Source organism: Rhodothermales bacterium (genome assembly GCA_039944855.1).
Lineage (GTDB): Bacteria > Bacteroidota > Rhodothermia > Rhodothermales > JANQRZ01 > JBBSMX01.
In genome coordinates this window covers 99,773-118,984 of sequence record JBDUXZ010000005.1, presented here as the reverse complement: position 1 = coordinate 118,984, position 19,212 = coordinate 99,773, and the positions used below count along the sequence as shown (strand labels likewise).

General features: G+C 68.0%; 19 protein-coding genes, 1 tRNA gene and 1 other RNA gene. 8 read left to right on the top strand and 13 right to left on the bottom strand.

What is annotated here, in order from left to right:
• The first annotated feature begins 82 nt into the window (after nucleotides 1–82).
• Nucleotides 83–1,453: a phosphoglucosamine mutase gene (gene glmM / locus ABJF88_03065; GenBank protein MEP0545884.1), complete on the top strand. Its 1,371-nt coding sequence runs from the start codon at nucleotides 83–85 to the stop codon at nucleotides 1,451–1,453.
• Between the two features lie 44 nt (nucleotides 1,454–1,497).
• On the opposite strand, the gene ABJF88_03060 is transcribed toward glmM, so the two are convergent.
• From ABJF88_03060 to groES, 4 genes are all read right to left on the bottom strand, one after another.
• Nucleotides 1,498–3,225: a serine hydrolase gene (locus ABJF88_03060; protein ID MEP0545883.1), complete on the bottom strand. Its 1,728-nt coding sequence runs from the start codon at nucleotides 3,223–3,225 to the stop codon at nucleotides 1,498–1,500.
• A gap of 122 nt (nucleotides 3,226–3,347) precedes the next feature.
• The gene (locus ABJF88_03055) at nucleotides 3,348–4,280 is read right to left on the bottom strand and encodes a COX15/CtaA family protein (protein ID MEP0545882.1); all 933 of its coding nucleotides are present in this window, start codon (nucleotides 4,278–4,280) and stop codon (nucleotides 3,348–3,350) included.
• Nucleotides 4,281–4,508: 228 nt separating this feature from the next.
• The gene (groL, locus tag ABJF88_03050; protein MEP0545881.1) at nucleotides 4,509–6,155 is read right to left on the bottom strand and encodes a chaperonin GroEL; all 1,647 of its coding nucleotides are present in this window, start codon (nucleotides 6,153–6,155) and stop codon (nucleotides 4,509–4,511) included.
• Between the two features lie 55 nt (nucleotides 6,156–6,210).
• On the bottom strand, nucleotides 6,211–6,504 hold the full coding sequence (gene groES / locus ABJF88_03045; protein ID MEP0545880.1) for a co-chaperone GroES: 294 nt from the start codon (nucleotides 6,502–6,504) through the stop codon (nucleotides 6,211–6,213).
• A gap of 118 nt (nucleotides 6,505–6,622) precedes the next feature.
• On the opposite strand from groES, the gene ABJF88_03040 reads away from it, so the two are divergent.
• Entirely contained in the window at nucleotides 6,623–7,126 is a 504-nt protein-coding gene (locus ABJF88_03040; GenBank protein ID MEP0545879.1) for a DUF2085 domain-containing protein, read from the top strand.
• A 57-nt stretch (nucleotides 7,127–7,183) separates the two neighbouring features.
• Nucleotides 7,184–7,675, top strand: a complete 492-nt coding sequence (locus tag ABJF88_03035) for a DUF4199 family protein (protein MEP0545878.1) — start codon at nucleotides 7,184–7,186, stop codon at nucleotides 7,673–7,675.
• A 17-nt stretch (nucleotides 7,676–7,692) separates the two neighbouring features.
• Here the strand turns inward: ABJF88_03035 and ABJF88_03030 are convergent, their stop codons facing one another.
• From ABJF88_03030 to ABJF88_03015, 4 genes are all read right to left on the bottom strand, one after another.
• Entirely contained in the window at nucleotides 7,693–8,265 is a 573-nt protein-coding gene (locus tag ABJF88_03030) for a hypothetical protein (protein ID MEP0545877.1), read from the bottom strand.
• A 104-nt stretch (nucleotides 8,266–8,369) separates the two neighbouring features.
• Nucleotides 8,370–9,491 carry an A/G-specific adenine glycosylase gene (gene mutY, locus ABJF88_03025; GenBank protein MEP0545876.1) on the bottom strand — a complete coding sequence of 374 codons (1,122 nt, stop codon included), beginning with the start codon at nucleotides 9,489–9,491 and terminating at the stop codon, nucleotides 8,370–8,372.
• The gene (locus ABJF88_03020) at nucleotides 9,488–9,823 is read right to left on the bottom strand and encodes a hypothetical protein (protein ID MEP0545875.1); all 336 of its coding nucleotides are present in this window, start codon (nucleotides 9,821–9,823) and stop codon (nucleotides 9,488–9,490) included. Before ABJF88_03020 ends, mutY begins: the two co-directional genes overlap by 4 nt.
• A 58-nt stretch (nucleotides 9,824–9,881) precedes the next feature.
• Nucleotides 9,882–10,604 (bottom strand): SIMPL domain-containing protein, encoded by a 723-nt coding sequence (locus ABJF88_03015; protein MEP0545874.1) that lies wholly within the window; start codon nucleotides 10,602–10,604, stop codon nucleotides 9,882–9,884.
• A gap of 57 nt (nucleotides 10,605–10,661) precedes the next feature.
• Here ABJF88_03015 and ABJF88_03010 point away from each other — a divergent pair, with 57 nt between their 5' ends.
• The 4 genes from ABJF88_03010 to secG all read left to right on the top strand — a co-directional run bounded on the left by ABJF88_03010 (nucleotide 10,662) and on the right by secG (nucleotide 14,381).
• Nucleotides 10,662–12,398: a BamA/TamA family outer membrane protein gene (locus ABJF88_03010; protein ID MEP0545873.1), complete on the top strand. Its 1,737-nt coding sequence runs from the start codon at nucleotides 10,662–10,664 to the stop codon at nucleotides 12,396–12,398.
• Nucleotides 12,399–12,523: 125 nt separating this feature from the next.
• The gene (locus ABJF88_03005; GenBank protein ID MEP0545872.1) at nucleotides 12,524–13,246 is read left to right on the top strand and encodes an RsmE family RNA methyltransferase; all 723 of its coding nucleotides are present in this window, start codon (nucleotides 12,524–12,526) and stop codon (nucleotides 13,244–13,246) included.
• Nucleotides 13,247–13,334: 88 nt separating this feature from the next.
• Entirely contained in the window at nucleotides 13,335–13,883 is a 549-nt protein-coding gene (locus ABJF88_03000) for an NUDIX hydrolase (protein ID MEP0545871.1), read from the top strand.
• 120 nt (nucleotides 13,884–14,003) lie between these two features.
• Nucleotides 14,004–14,381 carry a preprotein translocase subunit SecG gene (gene secG / locus ABJF88_02995; protein ID MEP0545870.1) on the top strand — a complete coding sequence of 126 codons (378 nt, stop codon included), beginning with the start codon at nucleotides 14,004–14,006 and terminating at the stop codon, nucleotides 14,379–14,381.
• A gap of 70 nt (nucleotides 14,382–14,451) precedes the next feature.
• Here secG and rnpB read toward each other — a convergent pair.
• From rnpB to ABJF88_02975, 4 genes are all read right to left on the bottom strand, one after another.
• An RNA gene (rnpB, locus tag ABJF88_02990) (RNase P RNA component class A) lies at nucleotides 14,452–14,893 on the bottom strand.
• Nucleotides 14,894–14,979: 86 nt separating this feature from the next.
• Nucleotides 14,980–15,744 carry a hypothetical protein gene (locus ABJF88_02985; GenBank protein ID MEP0545869.1) on the bottom strand — a complete coding sequence of 255 codons (765 nt, stop codon included), beginning with the start codon at nucleotides 15,742–15,744 and terminating at the stop codon, nucleotides 14,980–14,982.
• A 131-nt stretch (nucleotides 15,745–15,875) separates the two neighbouring features.
• Nucleotides 15,876–16,997 carry a Nif3-like dinuclear metal center hexameric protein gene (locus ABJF88_02980; GenBank protein ID MEP0545868.1) on the bottom strand — a complete coding sequence of 374 codons (1,122 nt, stop codon included), beginning with the start codon at nucleotides 16,995–16,997 and terminating at the stop codon, nucleotides 15,876–15,878.
• 34 nt (nucleotides 16,998–17,031) lie between these two features.
• Nucleotides 17,032–18,339: an MFS transporter gene (locus ABJF88_02975; GenBank protein ID MEP0545867.1), complete on the bottom strand. Its 1,308-nt coding sequence runs from the start codon at nucleotides 18,337–18,339 to the stop codon at nucleotides 17,032–17,034.
• Between the two features lie 114 nt (nucleotides 18,340–18,453).
• Here ABJF88_02975 and ABJF88_02970 point away from each other — a divergent pair.
• A tRNA-Arg gene (locus tag ABJF88_02970) sits at nucleotides 18,454–18,527 on the top strand.
• 22 nt (nucleotides 18,528–18,549) lie between these two features.
• Here the strand turns inward: ABJF88_02970 and ABJF88_02965 are convergent.
• Nucleotides 18,550–19,203: a tetratricopeptide repeat protein gene (locus ABJF88_02965; protein MEP0545866.1), complete on the bottom strand. Its 654-nt coding sequence runs from the start codon at nucleotides 19,201–19,203 to the stop codon at nucleotides 18,550–18,552.
• Between the last annotated feature and the right edge of the window lie 9 nt (nucleotides 19,204–19,212).

The window sequence follows — 19,212 nt, the reverse complement described above, 5'->3', positions numbered from 1 at the left end:
GGCGTTAAGAGGCGTTGCGCGCGGGGATCGCCCGTAGTTTCCCGGCCGCTCCTCCGCTCCCTCTCTCCAGTCGGTCTCTCCCATGCCCCTCATCGTTTCCATCTCCGGCATTCGTGGCGTCTTCGGCGACGGCCTCAGCCCGTCCACGCTCGTCAACTACGCCTCGGCCTACGGAGCTTGGCTGCGCGACCGGACCCGCCGGCAGCCCACGGTCGTCGTCGGGCGCGATGGGCGCGTGACGGGCGAGGTGTGCAGCCGGATCGTCGCCGCCACGCTGCAGAGCGTCGGCTGCCACGTCATCGACGCGGGGCTCTCCACCACGCCGACAGTCGAGATGGGCGTGCTGAAGGAGGAGGCCGACGGCGGCATCATCCTCTCCGCCTCCCACAATCCCGCCGAGTGGAACGCGCTGAAGCTCCTCAACGAGCGCGGCGAATTCCTCTCCGCCGCCGACGGCCAGGCTGTGATCGACCGTGCCGAGAGCGGCGACGACTTCACCGTCGCTTACGACCAGATCGGCGCGTACCGCGAGGCGGACTTCCTGCCGTACCACATCGAACAGATCCTCGCCCTCCCGTACATCGACCCCGAGGCGATCGCGGCGCGCGACTTCCGCATCGTCGTCGACGGGATCAACTCGGTCGGCGGGATCGCGCTGCCGGCCCTCCTCGAAGCGCTCGGCGTGAGGCCGGAGAATATCCACGTCGTCAACGGCGAGCCGACGGGCCGCTTCGCGCACGCGGCCGAACCGCTGCCGGAACACCTCGAAGACACCACGCGGCTCGTCGCCGAGCGCGGCGCCGACCTCGGGCTCGTCGTGGACCCCGACGCCGACCGGCTCGCGCTCATCGCCGACGGCGGGACGTTCTTCGGCGAGGAGCGGACGCAGGTCGTCGCCGCCGATTTCCTGATGCGGAAGCAGCCCGGCCCGTTCGCCACGAACCTCTCGTCGTCGCGGCTGATCGAGGACGTGATGGCGCGGTTCGACCAGCCCGTGCACCGCTCGGCCGTCGGCGAAGTGAACGTCGTCGAGGCGATGCGGGCGAACGACGCCGTGCTCGGCGGCGAGGGCAACGGCGGCGTGATCCTCGCGGGGCTCCACTACGGCCGCGACGCGCTCGCCGGGTCCGCGCTCGTCCTCCAATTCCTGGCCGAGACGGGGCAGTCGCTCTCGGAGATCGGCGCGGGCTACCCGACGTACCACATCTCCAAAAACAAGCTCCCGCTCGACGGGCTCGACGCCGGCGCCCTCCTCGGCGCGCTCGCGGAGAAGTACGCCGACGAGCGGATCTCGACCGTCGACGGCGTGAAGATCGACTTCGACGAGGGCTGGGTCCACCTCCGCACGTCGAACACCGAGCCCATCGTGCGGATCTACACCGAGGCGCGGACGCGCGAGGAGGCCGAAGCCCTCGCCGAGCGGTTCAAAGGGGAACTCCAGCAGGCTGTCTGACGCGGCGCGGCAAGCCTCGAAGCCGGGCCGGTGCCGCCCGGTAGCTACTCGACCTTCGGGGCGGGCATGTGCTGGCCGTTCTGGTGCAGCGTCAGGCTCTCCACCTCGCCGTCGGCGTTCCGGTTGAACGTGATCTGCGCATCGACGACGGTGAGGTAGAACTCGTCCTCGGCCGACGGGAAGATCTCGAACCGGCCCTGCCCCGTCGCCTGCGCGTAGAGTTGGCTGCCGTTCTTCGTCACCTCGATGGCGAACGTCGGCTGTATCTCGTACCGGCCGACGTAGCGCTCAAGCACCTCGTTGGGCACGCGGACGACCTCGCGCTCGACCTCGACGCCGAGCCGCTCGAGCGCTTCGCGGGCGCTGAGCATGCCGGGGTTGAGGGCAAGGGCCTTCCGGTAGTTCTCGATAGCGAGGTCGTTCTCGCCCGCTTTCGCGTAGGCCTCGCCGAGGCTGTCGTAGGGGTTCGACGCTTCGGGATAGGCCTCGATGTTGAGCTGGAAGATGCGGATGGCCGTCTCCACCTCGTCGCGGCGGAGGTAGTCGTAGCCGAGCCGGTTGAGTTCTCCCTCCTGGAAATCGTAGTCGTCGGGCGCGTTCGCTTTGAGGTCCCGGTAGCGCGCCTCGGCCGCGTCGATCCCCTCGGCGTCGATCACGGCCGAGAGCACCGTCGAGATTGGCCATTTCGGACCCGAGGCGGGCTGATCGTAGAGGATGCGGGCGACGACGTCGGCGATGCGGCCGGAGTCGCCGTTGGTGTTGTCGAGCACGGCGATCGTGTAGTCCCCGTCGGGCATGTACCAGAGCTGGGATGAGAAGCCGTTGATCCCGCCGCTGTGGCGGATCGTGGGGACGGAGAGGTCGCCCACCGTGGCGGCCTGGATGCCCACGCCGTAGCCGTAGTCCGAGGCGTACGGCGTCGTCATCTTCGTTAGCGTCTCGGGCTTCGCGAAGACGGCGCCGCTGTGGAGTGCGCGGTTCCACGTCAGCAGGTCGCCCACCGTCGAGTACATCATCCCCGCCGCGTAGGGCAGGCTGGAGTCGAGGTAGGGCGCGTTCTCGTAGGCGCTCCCGACCCGGACGTACCCGGCTGCGCGGCGCTCGATGATCTCGCCGAAGTGGTCGTAGCCAGTGTTCGCGAGTCCGAACGGATCGAGGATGCGTGCTTGCAATACCTCGTCGTAGGACCGGCCGGTCACGACCTCGATGATCACGCCGAGCAGGAAGTAGCCCGAGTTGCTGTAGTTCCAACTCGTGCCGGGCTCGAACTCCAGGTCCAGTTCGGAGAACACCGAGAGGAAGTCGAGCGGCTCGTACGGCGTGCGACTGATCGACGCGAAGAAGTCGGGCAGGCTGGTGTAGCTCGGGATGCCGGACGTGTGCGTGAGGAGGTGGTGGATCGTGACCTTGTTGCCGGACTCGGCCGGATAGTCCGTGATGTGGTCGGAGATGTGCGCTTCGAGGTCGATCCGGCCTTCCTCGACGAGTTGGAGGATGAGCGCGGCCGTGAACTGCTTCGTCACCGAGCCGATGCGGAAGCGGGTGTCCGGCGTGTTCGGGATATCCCACTCCATGTTCGCGTCGCCGTAGCCCTTGGCGAAAACGATCTCGCCGCCCTGCGCCGCGAGCACGCTCCCGTTGAGCTGACCGAACTCGTGGTACCGCGTCAGCAGGGTATCCATCCGCTGGGCCTTCGTCTGCGCCGCTGCAGGCTGGACGAGGACGAGGACGAGAAGCAGGAGCGACAGCGGGCGGAGGCGAAAGCTCGGCATGGGACGTTCGGGTAGCGTGGGAACGGGACGGTGTCCGCTATTCGGAGAGAACGGGACGAGGTTGCACCCGTCGCGCCACACGCGAGCGGATCGGCCAAGCTAAGAACGCCGGGCGTAAGATTCTACGCCGAATGCAGCCGCCGCTCGGGCTCGCGCTCCGGCTCACCCAGCGCCGCCGCCGCGAAGAGCACGAGCCCGATCCAGATCAGGTCCGTCACGAGGAGGTGGAGGATCTGCACCTCTACCGGCGCCCGCAGCCACACGTTGACGAGCCCGATCGAGAGGTTGACGAGGTAGAGCCCGAGCACGCCGAACCCGAATACGCGGGCAAGCGGGTGCGCGCTGCGCCGCCCCATCACGGCCACGACTGCCACCCCGACGCCGACGAGGAGCGCGAGGAGCGGGTGATAGATCCGCAACCCGACGAGTGCCGCCACGATCGGGTCCGACGCCGGATCGATGCCGCCGCCGAGCGTGAGCGTGTCGCCGAGCGCGGTGACGGCCCCGCTGACGCCGAGGACGAGCACGCTGCCGAGCGTCACGCCGAGCGCAATGCCGAGCGGGCCGCTCCGCCGGAACCGGGGCAGGCTGCCGCCCGAGGCCGTCCACGCCGTCAGCGTGATCGCAGCGAGGAGCAGGAACGTGTTGAAGAGGTGCGCTGCCATCCAGTAGCCCCGCGCCACCGACACGTTGTACGCGACGTACTGCAACAGCACGAGGCCCGCGCCGATGAGCGCTTCGAGCACCATCAGCCCCATGCTGAACGCCGCCACAAGCCGGACCCGGTGCCCGCGCGGGTACAGCCGGTAAGCCCACACGATCAGCACCACGACGCTGAGGAGCGCGATCCCGCTCGTGATCCGGTGGGCGAACTCGATGATCGTCGCCGTCGCGGCCTCGCGTGGGATGACGTCGCCGTTGCACAGCGGCCAGTGGTCGCCGCATCCAGCGCCGGAGCCGGTGGCGCGGACGAACCCGCCCCACAGGATGACGAGGATATTATAAGCGAGCACGCCCCAGGCGTAGCGGCTGAAATAGCGGTGGCGGTCGTCCATCGGGCGGGTCGGTGGGTGGCAGGGGAGGTAACCCAGCGCGCGGTCTCGGTTCCGCCTCGCATCCGGTGTCACACAAAATTGCCGATCCGTCGCTCAGAGTCGACAGCCGGTAGGGGCGACCCCGTGTGGTCGACCTGGCCGGGAATGGCACCACGCCTGGTCCCCAAAAAAAGGGCGGCCTCCGCGAAGGAAGCCGCCCCGTAGGTCGTGCTGCGCGTTGGCGCGGGCTTAGAAGCCCATGCCGCCGCCCATGCCGCCCATGTCAGGCATGCCGGCACCGGCGCCGTTGCCCTCGGGCTCCGGCTTGTCCGAGATCACGGCCTCGGTCGTGAGCAGCAGGCCGGCCACCGAAGCGGCGTTCTCGAGCGCGGTGCGCGTGACCTTCGTCGGGTCGAGCACGCCCTGCTCGATGAGGTCACCGTACTCCTCGGTGCGGGCGTTGAAACCGTAGTTCCCCTTGCCCTCCTTCACCTTCTGGACGACGATGGAGCCTTCCATCCCGGCGTTGTTAGCGATCTGGCGAAGCGGCTCTTCGAGCGCACGCCGGATGATGTTCACGCCGATCTTCTGGTCCTCGTTCTCCACGTTGACGTTGTCAAGGGCGGAGAGCACGCGGATGAAGGCGACGCCGCCGCCGGGCACGATGCCCTCTTCGACGGCCGCGCGGGTCGCGTGGAGCGCGTCCTCGACGCGGGCCTTCTTCTCCTTCATCTCGATCTCGGAGGAAGCCCCGATCTTGAGGACGGCCACGCCGCCGGAGAGCTTGGCGAGCCGCTCCTGCAGCTTCTCGCGGTCGTAGTCCGACGTGGTGTTCTCGATCTGGCTGCGGATCTGGCTGATCCGGGCCTTGATTGTATCCTCGGTGCCGGCGCCGTCCACGACGGTCGTCGTGTCTTTGTCGATCACGATCCGCTTGGCGCGGCCGAGGTAGTCGAGCGTGGCGTTCTCGAGGCGGTAACCGCGCTCTTCCGAGACGACGGTACCGCCGGTGAGCGTCGCGATGTCTTCGAGCATGGCCTTGCGGCGGTCGCCGAAGCCGGGGGCCTTGACGGCGGCCACGCGGAGCGTGCCGCGGAGCTTGTTTACGACGAGCGTGGCGAGCGCCTCGCCGTCGATGTCCTCAGCGACGATGAGGAGGGGGGCTCCCATCTGCGCGACCTTCTCGAGGACGGGCAGAAGGTCCTTCATCGCGGAGATCTTCTTGTCGTGGATGAGGATCATCGCGTCCTCGAGCACGACCTCCATGTTGTCGGGGTCGGTCACGAAGTACGGCGAGAGGTAGCCGCGGTCGAACTGCATGCCCTCGACGGTGTCGAGCGAGGTCTCGGTGCCCTTGGCCTCCTCGACCGTGATCACGCCGTCCTTGCCGACCTTGTCCATCGCGTCGGCGATGAGGTCGCCGATCTCGGTGTCGTTGTTAGCCGAGATGGAGCCTACCTGGGCGATCTCGTTCTTGCCTTCGATGTCGCGGCTGAGGCCCTTGAGTTCCTCGACGACAACCTTCACGGCGGCGTCGATGCCGCGCTTGAGGTCCATCGGGTTGGCGCCGGAGGTGACGTTGCGGAGACCGGCGTTCATGATCGCCTGAGCGAGCACGGTGGCCGTCGTGGTGCCGTCGCCGGCCACGTCGGAGGTCCGGGATGCGACCTCCTTCACCATCTGCGCGCCGACGTTCTCGAGCCTGTTCTCGAGCTCGATTTCCTTGGCGACGGTGACGCCGTCCTTGGTGATGGTCGGGGCGCCGAACTTCTTCTCGATGATCACGTTGCGGCCCTTGGGACCGAGTGTGACCTTGACGGCGTTGGCGAGCTTGTCTACGCCGGTTTTAAGGCTGGTACGCGCCTCGGTGTCGAAAGTGATCTGCTTAGCCATGATGTATCTAGGGTTTCAGGTGCTAGGGTGCGTGGGTGGAGCGGGCAGCGCCTTCGGCTTATCCTTTGACGACGCCGAGGATGTCGCTCTCGCGCATGATCATAACGTCGTCGCCGTCGACGTTGATCTCGGTGCCGGCGTACTTGCCGTAGAGGACGGTGTCGCCCTCCTTGACCGTCATGTCGATCTTGGTGCCGTTCTCGACTTTGCCGGGACCGACGGCGAGGACGGTGCCTTTCTGCGGCTTCTCCTTCGCAGTATCGGGGATGATGAGACCGCCGGCGGTCTTCTCTTCGGCTGCTTGCGGCTGGACGACGACGCGGTCGGCGAGCGGCGTGATGCTGATGGCCATGGTGTGTTGGGGCTTGAAATGGATGGGGGACGAACAGGGGATTGCAAAATTTTAGCACTCGACGGTGCCGAGTGCCAGTGCTGATACCGAGCGTCCATCAGGAGGATTCGAGCGCAGAATGAAGAGTGCGTTAAGCGATACGAAATGGAGCGCCGCCGCATGGGCGCTCGCGCTCGCGGCGACGCTCACGCTGCTCGTCGGCGCTGTGCTCCCACCGTTCGTCGGCTCGGCAGCGGCCGTGCTTCGGGCGGGGTTCGCGCCGCTCTGCCATCAACTCGCGGAACGGTCGTTCGCGGTGGGCGGCGTGCCCTTCGCCGTCTGCCACCGCTGCACGGGGATCTACCTCGGCCTCGCGCTCGGCGTGCTCGCCCTCCCCGCGCTGCGCGACCGGGCGAATGCGTGGGCACGGTACGACCGCTGGCTGCTGCTGGCAGCGACGCTGCCGGCTGCCATCGACTGGACCGGCGACGTGCTCGGATTGTGGACGAACACGGTCGCCGTCCGCGTCGTCACGGGGGTGTGGTTCGGGGTCGCCGCGGGGTTCGTCTTCGCCCGGTCGGTCTCGGCTCGGACGACTGCGCCAGCGGGGATATCGGACGCGGCGCGTGGGGTTGGTCCGTAGCGGGGCCGACGTTTATGTTGCGGAGGTCAACACCCTCTCCTCGCACCCCCTCCGGCTATGAGCAGCAAGTGGACCTCCATCATGATCGGTGCGCTCACCGTAGGGGTTCTCTCTACGTCCTATCTCGGTCTCCTCAACATGCTCTGCTGTCTCGGTGTCATCATCGGGGCCGTCGTGGCAGTGTGGCACTACACGGACACTCATACGCTCACGATCACGGGGGGAACCGGGGCCGGAATTGGAGCCGCTGCCGGCGCCCTCGGAGCAGTACTATCGACGCTGCTCACCTTGCTGCTTCTTGGGCTGGGTCTAGAAGGCGGAGCGGTCGAAGACCTGATGATGGATTTCTTTAGCGGGATGATGACGGAGGAGCAACTCCGCGAGATCGAGGCGCAGCAGGAAGATGCTCGCACCGCGACGACGTTGATCACCAACACGCTGATCGGAGCAGTGATCTTCGCCATTTTCGGCGCGATCGGCGGTGCGATTGGGGCGGCCATCTTCAAAAAGGGCGGCCCCGATGCGACGATCTCCGAACCCGGCTACTGACCGTCGGAGGTCAGCGGTTAGCGTCCCCGGTGCATGCTGCGGGGCGGGTCGAGGATTTCTTTCATCACGAACGCCTCCCGCAGCCGCGCGTCGTCGGTGAGCATCCGGGCGAAGCTCGCGCCGCTCGCGGAGCCGCCCTTCGTCACTTCGATCGGTGTGCTGAGGTCGACTTTACCGAGCGCTTTCTGCTTGATGCGTTTCGTTGCCGGGGCCGGTGTGCGGCCACGCTCGAAGAGCTCTTCGGAGATGGGGTTGCTCTTTCCGAATCCGTGCTCGTCGTGATCGAACGACCCGAGGGCGCGGAACTCCGGCTCCCGCTTCGGCTTCGGGGCGAGCGGCTTCGGGCGGGCGGGGAGCGGCTTCGGCGGGGGACTCGCCGTGCTTGATGTCGCCTCAGGCTCGTTCAGCGCCTCGCGGATCTGCCGAAGGGCCTCGGCGAGCGGGTCCTGCTCGGGCCGCGATACGAGGGCCGGGTGCTCGTCCAGGAGTGTGCCTTGCGGACGGGCCGGGGGCTTCTGCTCCTTCCCGAACAACCGCTTCAGCAGCGGCGCGAGCAGGATGAGAAGGATGATGAGATCGCCGAAGTCCATAGGAGGCTCGTTGTACTCGCGGTGAGAGGTCCGGGGTTAGAGGTCCGAGGACGGGGAGGGGGCGTCCCACACTTCGCCCAGACTTTGACCCCACGACTCCAAACCTAAAATAGCGTCGGGTTGTGTGCGTGTTCGATTAACCGCTCGATCACGCGCCGGTTCGCGCGGGGGAACGCGAAGTCGCCGAGGTCTTCGACGGCGACCCACCGCAGGGGTTGCGCCGCGTGGTGCACGGGCTCGCCCGATGTGATCCGGCAGCGGAAGGCGTGGAGCGTGATCTTGAAGTGGGAATACGCGTGATCGACCCGCGCCACCGGTTCGCCGACCTCGACCTCGACGCCCAGCTCCTCACGCAGTTCACGCCGGCACGCCTCCGGCATCGACTCGCCGGGCTCGACCTTCCCGCCGGGAAACTCCCATAGCCCGCCGAGCATGGCGTCTTCCGGTCGCTTCGCGACGAGCAGGCGGCCGTCCGCGTCGAAGACGAGGCCGACGGCGATGTCGTAGTGGGGGACCGGCTTCTTCTTTTTCGCTACCGGGTAGTGCTCCGGTTCGCCCTCGGCGAAGGCGGCGCACACGTCGCGCAGCGGGCACGATGGGCAGGTAGGGTTCGCTGGGGTGCAAACCGTCGCGCCGAGCTCCATCATCGCCTCGTTGAAACGGGCGGGCTGCGCTGGGTCGAGGAGATCGTCGGCGAGGGCTTGGAGGTGGCGGCGGGTGCGGCTGGAGGTTACGTCGTCAGCAATGGCAAAGACGCGGGTGAGCACGCGCATCACGTTCCCGTCGAGCACGGCGAGCGGGCGGCCGTAGGCGATCGAGAGGACGGCGGCGGCGGTGTACGGCCCGACGCCGGGGAGTCGCCGAATATCCGCTTCCTTATCCGGCACGACGCCGTCAAACTCGTCCACGATGAGGCGGGCGGCGCGGTGGAGGTTCCGTGCCCGGCTGTAATACCCGAGCCCTTCCCACAGCCGCAGCACGTCGTCGAGGTCCGCGGCAGCGAGGGCATCGACGGTGGGGAAGGCCTCGGTGAACCGCTCGTAGTACGGCCACGCCTGCTCCACGCGCGTCTGCTGGAGCATGATCTCCGAAATCCAGATCCGGTAGGGATCGCGCGTCTCGCGCCACGGCATCGGCCGGCGCACGCGCTCGAACCAGTTCGCGAGCGCTCCGTGAAACGCCGCCCGGTGCCCGACCTCGACCCGGTCGCGGTAGCCGTCGCTCATGGCGTGCCGACGTCGATCACGAGCACGAGGGTGTCCTGCGGCACGCTCTGGTAGCGTCGCTCGATGAGGACGAACTCGCGCCCGCGCTCGCCGGGCAGCGTCTTCCAATAGAACGAGCGGCCGACGAGCCAGCTCAGCGCCGGCGCGCGGAGGGAGCGGAACGTCCACGCCGACTCGCCCGGCAGCGCCGCCACGAGCGGGTCGCCGGAGCGAACCGTGAGGCGGAGCGTGTCGGCCGAAGCGGGTTCGCCCGAAGACGGCGGCGGGGGAGCGGCAGCGGCGCTCAGCACGAGCAGGAGGGCGAAGAGGGGAACGATGAAACGCACGGGCACGGGTGGTGGATTGGACGGCGGAAGGTACGGCCGAAGTCGCCGGGCGATCCCGTGCGGGTCACTCCCCGGCGAGCGCGTAGGTCACTCGCACGCCCGCCTGCACGGCGAAGCGCTGCGCGAAGATCTGCACCTCGGGGACGACAGGACGCTCGCGCGTCATAAAGACCTCCTCGGTGATGCGCACCCCATCGACGTAGTAGTTCGCATTCGGGTTCTGACGAATCGTCGGCTGCTCCTCGACGCCGAGCACGGGGCCGAGTGCGAGGCCGAGCTGCGCGGCCATCGCCGCCGCCTTCGTCTCGGCATCCGAGAGGGCCTGTTCGCGGGACGAGCGGCGGAGCGCGTCGAGATCGCGGAGGGCGAAGCTCAGGTCGGCGATGCGCTCCACCGGGCTTTCGCTGAGCACGAGCACGACGGCTTCGAGCAGGTCGAGATTGTCGACGGTGACGGTGAGCGCAATGCTCGTCTTGTATTCGCGTTTAGCGAAGAGGAACGGCCGGCCTCCGCCGTACCCGGTGAAGCGCGAGGTGGTGAACGCCGTCTCGGGCAGCCCGACGCGCCGCAAGGGCTCGGTGATCTCCACTACCTTCCCCTGCGCGTCGGCGACGGCCTCGCGCAGCGACGAGCCCGAGCCTTCGAGCGCGATCGTCACCGTGGCTCGGTCGGCGTCACCCTCAACGTAACCGGCACCGTAGACGCTGATCGTTCGGGTGGCGTCCTGCGCCGTCGCTGGACTGGAGAGCAGAACGAACGCAAATACGAGCAGGAGGGAGCAGCGCATGAAGAACAGGACTCGGAGATGGAGAACACGGAACGGGCTCAAAGGTAGGCTGCGCGCATGATTTGCTTCCATCCCATTCTGGCTACCCTCGGCCTGCTGTTGGCCGCGTCCGCCGCCGCGCAACCGGCGGACTCGACGGCGACACGTTGGCACCTCGTCATCGACGGGCGTGACGCCGCGTGGCCGCTCGGCCGCGCGCTGCCGGCAGACAGCCTCGATACGGCCGCGACGGAGGTGCTGCACGAATTTCAGCGCGAGGGCTACTACTTCGCCACCGTCGACTCGGCCCGCGTCGGTGAACGGGCGGCGACGCTGTTCGTCCGCCGAGGCCCGGAGGTCGAAATCGGGTCGGTGGAGATCGACGGGGTGACGGTGTTCGATGCCGAGCGCGTGCGGGACCGGATGACGACGCGGCCCGGACGCCCCCTCGACCCCGACGCGCTCGGCCGCGACCTCGACGCCCTCGTCGCCGACTACGAGCGCGCAGGCTACCCACTCGCTGAGGCGACGCTCGCGGACGTGACGCTCGACGAACGGGACGGCGCGCCGCGTCTGCACCTCACGATTCGGGTGGCGGAGGGCGAGACGCTCGCGTTCGGCGGGCTCGAACTCGTGCCGGGCGGGCGGACGGCGCCGGGCTTTGCCTCGCGTACCGTCGGGCTTCGGCCGGGCGCGCCGCTCGCCACGTTCGCGCCCGAGCGGATCCGGCAGGATCTCGAAGAGACGGGACTGTTCGATGAAGTCGGGCAGCCGGAGCTCGCGCTCCGCGACGACGGCACGGCGGTCGTCCGCGTCCCCGCCCGCGAGGCCGCGCCGGGCACGTTCGACCTCGTCTTCGGCTACCTCCCGCCGAGCGGGCCGGGCGACAGCGGCTCCGTCGTGGGCAACGGGTCGCTCGTGCTGCGCAACCTGTTCGGGCACGGGCGGGCGCTCGCGCTCGCGCTCGTCCGCAACCCCGGCCTCGTATCGTCGCTCGACGTGGCGCTCGCCGACCCGTTCGTGCTCGGCCTGCCGCTCCGGCTCGAAGCGCAGTTCTCGGGCTACCAGCAGGACTCGACGTACCAGCAGCAGCGCTACGGGCTGGAGGCGGGCTACCGCTTCGCGCCGGGACTCGAAGCGCTTGTCACGGCGAGCCGGGAATACGTGCAGGCCGGGATCGCGGGCATCGTCCTCGTCGAGGGTCGGCAACGGATTCCCGAGGCCGATGCGTGGTTCGCGGGCGTCGGCGTCCGCTACCGCCGGGTCGACGAGCGGCTCAACCCCCGACGCGGGCTGTTCGTGCAGACGACACTGGAGCAGGGCGTCAAGCGCCGCGACCTCGCCCAGGACACGGCTGCCGTCGCCGCGCCCGTCAACATCAGCCAGCAGCGGCTCCTCGCCGAAGGCCGCCTGTTCCTCCCGACGCTGCGGCGGCAGGTGCTCGTCATCGGCGGCGATGCCGCGATCCTGCTCGGCGACGTGTATGACGAGAGCGATCTTTTCCGCTTCGGCGGGGCGACTTCGCTGCGCGGCTACGACGAGGAACGGTTCCGGGGCAACATCGTCGGCCGCGCGGTCGTCGAGTACCGCTATCAGATCGACCGGACCTCGTATGCGTTTCTCTTCACCGACATCGGCTACGTCGAGCGGCCCGCGACGCCCGGCGTCGCATCGGACCGCTCTGTGCGGCCGGGGTACGGGCTCGGCATCCAGTACCGCACCCCGCTCGGGCTCGTCGCCGTCAGCTACGCTCTCAATCCCGACGACGGCCCGACGCGCGGCAAAATCCACGTCGGCCTCTCCGTCGGATTGTAGCTTCCGCGGCTACTTCATCTCTCACCTTGTCATCCTGAGCGAGCGGAGCGAGTCGAAGGATCTCCGGCGATGCGCCCGTACAGATCTTGCGCTGCGCTCAGGATGACACGGAAAAGACCGGCTTAGTGACGACCACGTTTTACGCCCCGCCTTCCCACATCACGAACGGCCGCGTCGTGCTGCCCGACGACGAGGCGCGGCACGCCGTCCGCGTGCTCCGGCACGGGCCGGGCGACGAGATCGTGGTCGTGGACGGGGTGGGAGGGAGGCACCGCGTCCGACTCACCGAGACCGATAAGCGCGGCGCGGCGGGCGAGATTGTATCGACCGAGCGTGAGGTCGGCGAGCCGCCGTACCGGCTGACGGTCGCGCTCGGGACGCTCAAAAACGCGAGCCGGTTCGAGACCTTCGCTGAGAAAGCCGTCGAACTGGGCGTGGCCGAGATCGTGCCGCTTGTGACGGAGCGGACGGAGCGGATGAGTCTCAAGGCGACGCGAACCGAGAACATCCTCATCGCCGCGATGAAGCAGAGCGGCCGGAGCCGGCTCCCCGCCCTCACCGAGCCGCAGACGCTCGATGATCTGCTCGCCGACCGGACCGAAGGGCTGCGCCTTCTCTGTCACGAAGCCGCTGATCCCGACGCGCTCCTCCCGCGTGTGCTCGACCGGCTCGGCATCGGGGACGCGGTCACCGTGCTCGTCGGTCCCGAAGGCGGGTTCAGCGAGGCCGAAGTCGAAGCGGCGCAGGCGGCGGGGTGGACCGTCGTCTCGCTCGGACGCCGCCGCCTCCGCGCCGAAACCGCCGCGATTGTCGCTGCCGCCGCCGTGATGCTTCGCCGTGATGCGTGAAACGTGATGCGTGAGCCTCATTTTAGCGGTGCTGCTTGAGTTCGCTTGACACCTCCAACTCCCTACCTCCAACCCCAAACCTCCCCCGATGGACCTGACTGAAACGATGAAAGACCGCGAACTGCTCGTCGACGGCGTGTTGCTGAAGGCGTACCGCGACACCGTCACGCTGCCCGACGGCGAGGAGTCCGTGCGCGAGTGGGTGCAGCACCCCGGCGCTTCGGCCGTCGTCCCGCTCTTCGCCGACGGCACGACGATCCTGCTGCGGCAGTTCCGATACGCGCCGGGCCGCGAGTTCATCGAAGTGCCCGCCGGTAAGATCGACAAGCAGGGCGAGGACCCCGCCGAGGTCGCGGTCCGCGAGTTGGAGGAGGAGGCGGGCTATACCGCTGAGACACTCACTCCGCTCGGAAAGACCTATCCCTGCATCGGCTACAGCGACGAGGTGATTTACCTCTTCCTCGCCGAAGACCTGTCCGAAGCCTCGGCCGAGACCGAGCACGACGAGTTCGTCGAGCCCTTCCGGCTCCCGCTCGCCGAGGCCGTGGCGATGGCACGGCGCGGCGAGATCCTCGACGCCAAGAGCGCGCTCGCGCTCCTGCGGGCCGGGGCCGTCGTGGACGAGCGACAGGGATGAGATTTCACACGGGCTTGGGCCGGAGGTCGGGCGGGGTCGTTGCGCCCCGAACCCTAAAGAGGTAGTTTGCGTGCTGCTTTCTACCCACCCGGCCGTTCCCGAAGCCCGCATCCTGACACCATGTACATCTTCCTCATCATCGTCATCACGCTGATCGCCCTTATGATGGCGGTCGTGGTCCTCCTTCAGAGCGGCAAGGGGGGCGGGCTCGCTGGCATCGCCTCGGGCGGCCAGACGACGCAGATCCTCGGCGCGCGGCAGGCCCCGGACTTCCTGGAGAAAGCGACGTGGACGCTCGGCACGGCGTTCATCGTCCTCTGCATCCTCGCCAACTTCTTCACCGATCCGACCGAAGCGCAGCGTAGCATCATCCAAGACAGCGGCGCCGACGCGCCGATCGAGAACCCGCTTCCGCCCGGCCCCGGCACGATCAACGAGGGACCGGCAACGCCGGCCCCCGCTACGCCCGCGCCTGCCCCGCCCATCGAGCAGGAGTAGCCGGAACCGACGCCGATCAAATAGCGAAGCCCCGTCCCGAACGTATCGGGACGGGGCTTCGTGTATGTACGGCGCGTGTCGGTCTGTAAGCCGAATTCTGTGCACCCGAGCGGTGGCCGTACACCGCGTCGAGGCGACCGCCATTTATCTGGGACCGCCGTCACCGACGGCCTCGAGCGGCCTACCCGCGCTATCGGGCGGGTCACCCGTCCCCCGACCGCCGCGGACGGCCGTCGGAGGGAGCGCTGTTTAGCCTTGCACCCCGTGAGGTTTGCCTGGCCGCCCCCGTCGCCGGGGACGCCGGTGGGCTCTTACCCCACCGTTTCACCCATCACCTGTGATCGGTTACCCGACCCATCGGCTGGTCTGTTCTCTGTTGCACGTGCTGTCGCCCCGGCGGATCGAAACGATCCGAGCGGGACGCCTTCCTGTTAGGAAGCACGGTACCCTGCGGTGTTCGGACTTTCCTCCCCCGGCGCCGAAGCTCCGGAGGCGGCGGTCCGACCGGCACGCTAGCGGAGGGTACGAAAAACGGGGCCGAGGGTTCGAGTGAACGACCCCCGGCCCCGCGATTTCCCGAAATCCTACACGTCGGTGGCTACACGTCCATCGACTCGACGGTCTCGCTGTAGAGCTCGTCGTCGACGATCACGCGGCCGGTGTGCTCGCAGACCACGATCCGGTTGCGCTGCCGGACCTCGACCTGCCGCTGCGGCGGGACCATGAACGAGCCGGCGGCGCCGCGCTCGATCGGGACCACGGCGCGGCCGTCGCGGAGGCGGTTGCGCAGGCGTTCGTAGGCCTTGAGGTAGCGCGGCTCGATGGCCTCGGTCGCCTCTTCGCGGAGTGTCACATACGACTCCTGCTCCTTCTCGGTCTCCTCGACCACCTGGTCGAGCTCGCCGCGCTTCTCCTTCAGCAGATCCTCGAGTTCGGCGAGCCGCTCGTTCGCCTGCTCGACGATCGTCACATTCGAAGCGTCGCGCTCGGTGTGTGCCTCGATGTCGGCGAGGGCTTGGTTGATCCGCTGGCGCTGCGCTTCGATCTCTTTCGTGAGCGCGTCGTACTCGCGGTTGTTTCGCACGTTGAGCTGCTGCTCCTCATACTTCTTGATGAGGCCCTCGCTCTCGGTGATGTCCATCTGGAGCTTGCGGCGCTGCACTTCGGCCTGCTTCTCCTCGTCGTTCGCCTTCTCGATCCGCGTCTGGAGGCCGGCCTTCTCGTCCTCCAGGTCCCGGATTTCTTCCGGCAAGTCCCCGCGCAGCTTCTCGACCTGGTCGATCCGGCTGTCGATGTGCTGCAGGCGGATGAGCGCGCGGAGTTGGTCCGTGATGCTGCTGCTCGTGGTGTCCGTCGTCGGCATGTTCCCTCGGTAAAATGGTGGTTGCTTTTGCGCCAAACACGTAAACGACAGCGGGAGGCCGGAAGTTCGACCCCCAACATAGAATTTGGCGTTGAGGCGGGCGCTCGGTGCCAGCGCGTTCCGGCCCCGAGTTACGGCGCTACGAAGGTCTGCATCGGGCTCGTCCGCTGCGTCGTGGCGCGGACGGTGAGGCCGTCGAAGCGAGCGGCGAGCCAATCGGCCAACAGGCGCTCCGTGACCCATTCCGTCTCGTAGTGCCCGGCGTCGATGAGGGCGAGGCGAGGCGCGCCGTCGGGGGCGAGGGGCTCGAAGAAGGTGTGGTACGTCACGTCGGCAGTGATGAAGGCGTCGGCGCCGGCGGCGAGGGCGTGCGAAATGAGCGACGAGCCCGACCCGCCGCATACCGCGACGGTCTCGACGAGCGCGTCATCGTTGCCGACGTAGCGCAAGGACCCAGCGTCGAGTCGTTCCGCCACGCGGCGCAAGAAATCGTGCAGCGGCTCCGGCTCCGCGAGCGTCCCAACCGCGCCGAGACCGGCCCGCGTCGAGGGGCGTTCGGTGTGGTAGATGTCGTACGCGACCTCCTCGTACGGGTGCGCCTGCCGCAGCGCCCGCACGACGCGCGCCACGTCCCACCGCGCCACTTCGACTTCGAGCCGGACTTCATCAGCGGATTCCAGTTTGCCTGGCGTGCCAACGAAGGGATCGGTGGAATCGCCCGGGCGGAAGTGGCCGGTGCCCTCGGTTGTGAACGCGCAGGCCGAGTAGTCGCCGATCTGCCCGGCTCCGGCCTTGGCGAGCGCGGCGCGGACGGCGTCGGCATGGGAGGCGGGGACGAAGGTGACGAGCTTGGCGAGCGACTCCCGCATCCCATCGAGGAAGCGAACCTCTTCTAGCCCGAGGTGCTCAGCGAGGGCGAAGGACACGCCGCCGGGCGCGGCGTCGAGGTTCGTGTGGATGGCGTAGTACGCGATCCCCGACTGCGCGAGCCGATACGCGAGCCCACTCACGAAGTCCGTCGGGACGAGCCGCTTCAGCGGCTTGAAGAGGAGCGGGTGGTGCGTCACGATGAGATCCGCACCCATCGCCTCGGCTTCGCCCACGACGGCGGGCGTGAGGTCGAGCGCGACGAGCACGGAGGCGACGCTCCGGGTCGGGTCGCCGACTTGCAGGCCGACGGCGTCGTACGACAGCTTGGAGCCGGGGGGCGCCCACGATTCGAGGGCGACGGCGAGGTCTCGGACGGAAGGCATAGCGGCGAGCCGGTGGTTTCGGGAGGGCCGAAAGCTACGGCCCTGTGCGTCCCGGCGGGCGACCGGCGAGGGCGATCCCCTCGCGCTCGTCCACAGACGTGAGGACGAGTGCGCCGAGGAAAAAGAACACGAGCACGACGGCCACGCCCGCCCGCTGCGTCGCGAACGCGGTCGTCAGGATGCCGAAGAGGAGCGGGCCCATGAACGCCGTCAGCTTGCCCGAGAACGCGAAGAACCCGTAGAACTCCGTCTCCTTGTCGTCGGGGACAAAGCGGCCGAGGAGCGACCGGCTCGCCGACTGGTTCGGCCCGGCGGCGAGGCCGACGAGGAGGCCGGCCGCCCAAATCATCGCCTTTGTCTGCCCGAAGACCGCCACGAGCGTCGCGACGCAGAGGAGTACGAGCGACACGTAGATCGTCTTCTTCCCGCCCACCTTGTCGTCCACGAAGCCGAAGAGGAACGCGCCGAGACCGGCCGCCAGGTTCAGCGCCATCCCGAAGTAGATGATCTCCTCCGTTGTGAAGCCGAAGGTGCCGGCGGCGTAGATCCCGCCGAGCGAGAAGATGGTCACGAGGCCGTCGTTGTAAAACAGCCGCGCGACGAGGAGGCGGACGATCTGTCGGTACTGCCCCAGCGACCGGAACGTCCCCCCGATCTCGCGGGCCGTGGAGGTGAACAGGCTGAGCGAAGTCTGCCTTTTCTCCGGGCGGATCTCCCGGATGAACAGGAACGCTGGGATCGCGAATACGGCGAACCACGCGGCGACGAGGAGGTTCGTCGCGCGGATGTGTTCGCCCGTCGCCTTGTCAAGCCCGAACGGAGCGACCTCCGGGAGCACGAAGCCAAACAGCCCGACGGCCAGCGCGACGAGGCCGCCCGCGTACCCCAATCCCCACGCCGCGCCCGAGATCCGGCCGATGCGGTCGGGCGGCGCGAGGTCGGGGAGGAATGCGTTGTAGAAGACGAGCCCGATCTCGTAGGCGATGTTAGCGATGACGACCCACACGAGTGCCTGCACGACTTCGCCCGGCTCGGCGAAGAACGTCATCGTCGTCGCGCCCACGCAAATCGCGGTGGCGACGAGGAGGTAGCGCTTGCGGAGCCCGCCCCGGTCGGCCATCGCGCCGAGGAACGGGGAGAGGACAGCGACGGCGACGGCCGTAATCGTCACGCCGCGCGTCCACAGGGCCGTGCCGGAGATCTCGTCGGCCGCGATCGCCTGCGTGAAGTAGGTCGCGTAGACGAACGTGACGACGAGCGTCGTGAACGCGCTATTGGCGAAGTCGTAGAGCGCCCAACTCCAGACGGCGCGGCGGTCGTAGCGGGCGGGGGCAGGGGACATAAGAGGCGGCAGGCGGGTGCGCGCGCAAGGTAGGGCGCCGCGCGATACGGCGTGCATCCTCTCACGAACTGCATGTCATCCCGACGACACTGAACCCTATCTTTCGAGTCGACCGCCCTCGTAGCTCAGCAGGATAGAGCAACGGTTTCCTAAACCGTAGGTCGCCAGTTCGAATCTGGCCGAGGGCACGGAAGCCTCGTTCCGAGAGGGTTACGGCTGGATATCCGGCCGGGCCGCCCGAAGCGAATCGAGCTTCGCGCGGGCGAACGCCGTGTTCTCATTCGCGGTGGTGTCCATCGCGAGGAACCGTTCGAGGTCCGCCGCCGCGGCTTCCGGACGCTCGGCTGCGGCGTTGAGGAGGCCGCGCTCGAAGACGTAGTAGGCGAGGTCCGGCTGGAGTTCGATCGCCTCGCTGATGGCGTCGACGCCCTCGCCGTAGCGGTCGGTCGACATGTGGACGATGGCGCGCAGGCGGTGAGCCCGAGCACGGTCTTCGTCGGGTAACTCGGCGGCGGCGGCGGCGATTTGCAGGTCATCGAGCGCTCGGGTCAAGCTGTCGAGCGAGAGGTAGCTGGAGCCCCGGAAGAAGTAGCCCCACGCCAGGCTCGAGTCCAGGTCGAGCGCTCGGTTCAAATCGTCAACGGCCGATTCGTATTGCTGTCCCATCCAGCGGACCTGTCCGCGCATGAGGAAGGCCTGCGCAAGGGTCGAGTCGAGTTGGATCGCGGTGGAGTAGTCTCGGGCTGCCTGCGCGAACTGGAGCTGCTGGAACGCGGAGTCTCCTCGTGCGAGCGCGTCCGCCGCCGACTCGGTCGCCACAGTCCGGTCGGGACCGCAGGCGCTGAGGAGGACGAGAAGCGCCACGAACAGGCA

Coding starts and splice junctions, on each gene's coding strand:
- ABJF88_02980 (MEP0545868.1), bottom strand. CDS start 16,997: ATGCCTTCCGTCCGAGACCTCGCCGTCGCCCTCGAATCGTGGGCGCCC.
- groES (MEP0545880.1), bottom strand. CDS start 6,504: ATGGCCATCAGCATCACGCCGCTCGCCGACCGCGTCGTCGTCCAGCCG.
- mutY (MEP0545876.1), bottom strand. CDS start 9,491: ATGAGCGACGGCTACCGCGACCGGGTCGAGGTCGGGCACCGGGCGGCG.
- glmM (MEP0545884.1), top strand. CDS start 83: ATGCCCCTCATCGTTTCCATCTCCGGCATTCGTGGCGTCTTCGGCGAC.
- secG (MEP0545870.1), top strand. CDS start 14,004: ATGTACATCTTCCTCATCATCGTCATCACGCTGATCGCCCTTATGATG.
- ABJF88_03040 (MEP0545879.1), top strand. CDS start 6,623: ATGAAGAGTGCGTTAAGCGATACGAAATGGAGCGCCGCCGCATGGGCG.
- ABJF88_03030 (MEP0545877.1), bottom strand. CDS start 8,265: ATGGACTTCGGCGATCTCATCATCCTTCTCATCCTGCTCGCGCCGCTG.
- ABJF88_03000 (MEP0545871.1), top strand. CDS start 13,335: ATGGACCTGACTGAAACGATGAAAGACCGCGAACTGCTCGTCGACGGC.
- ABJF88_03055 (MEP0545882.1), bottom strand. CDS start 4,280: ATGGACGACCGCCACCGCTATTTCAGCCGCTACGCCTGGGGCGTGCTC.
- ABJF88_03015 (MEP0545874.1), bottom strand. CDS start 10,604: ATGCGCTGCTCCCTCCTGCTCGTATTTGCGTTCGTTCTGCTCTCCAGT.
- ABJF88_03060 (MEP0545883.1), bottom strand. CDS start 3,225: ATGCCGAGCTTTCGCCTCCGCCCGCTGTCGCTCCTGCTTCTCGTCCTC.
- ABJF88_03010 (MEP0545873.1), top strand. CDS start 10,662: ATGATTTGCTTCCATCCCATTCTGGCTACCCTCGGCCTGCTGTTGGCC.
- ABJF88_02985 (MEP0545869.1), bottom strand. CDS start 15,744: ATGCCGACGACGGACACCACGAGCAGCAGCATCACGGACCAACTCCGC.
- ABJF88_03035 (MEP0545878.1), top strand. CDS start 7,184: ATGAGCAGCAAGTGGACCTCCATCATGATCGGTGCGCTCACCGTAGGG.
- ABJF88_02975 (MEP0545867.1), bottom strand. CDS start 18,339: ATGTCCCCTGCCCCCGCCCGCTACGACCGCCGCGCCGTCTGGAGTTGG.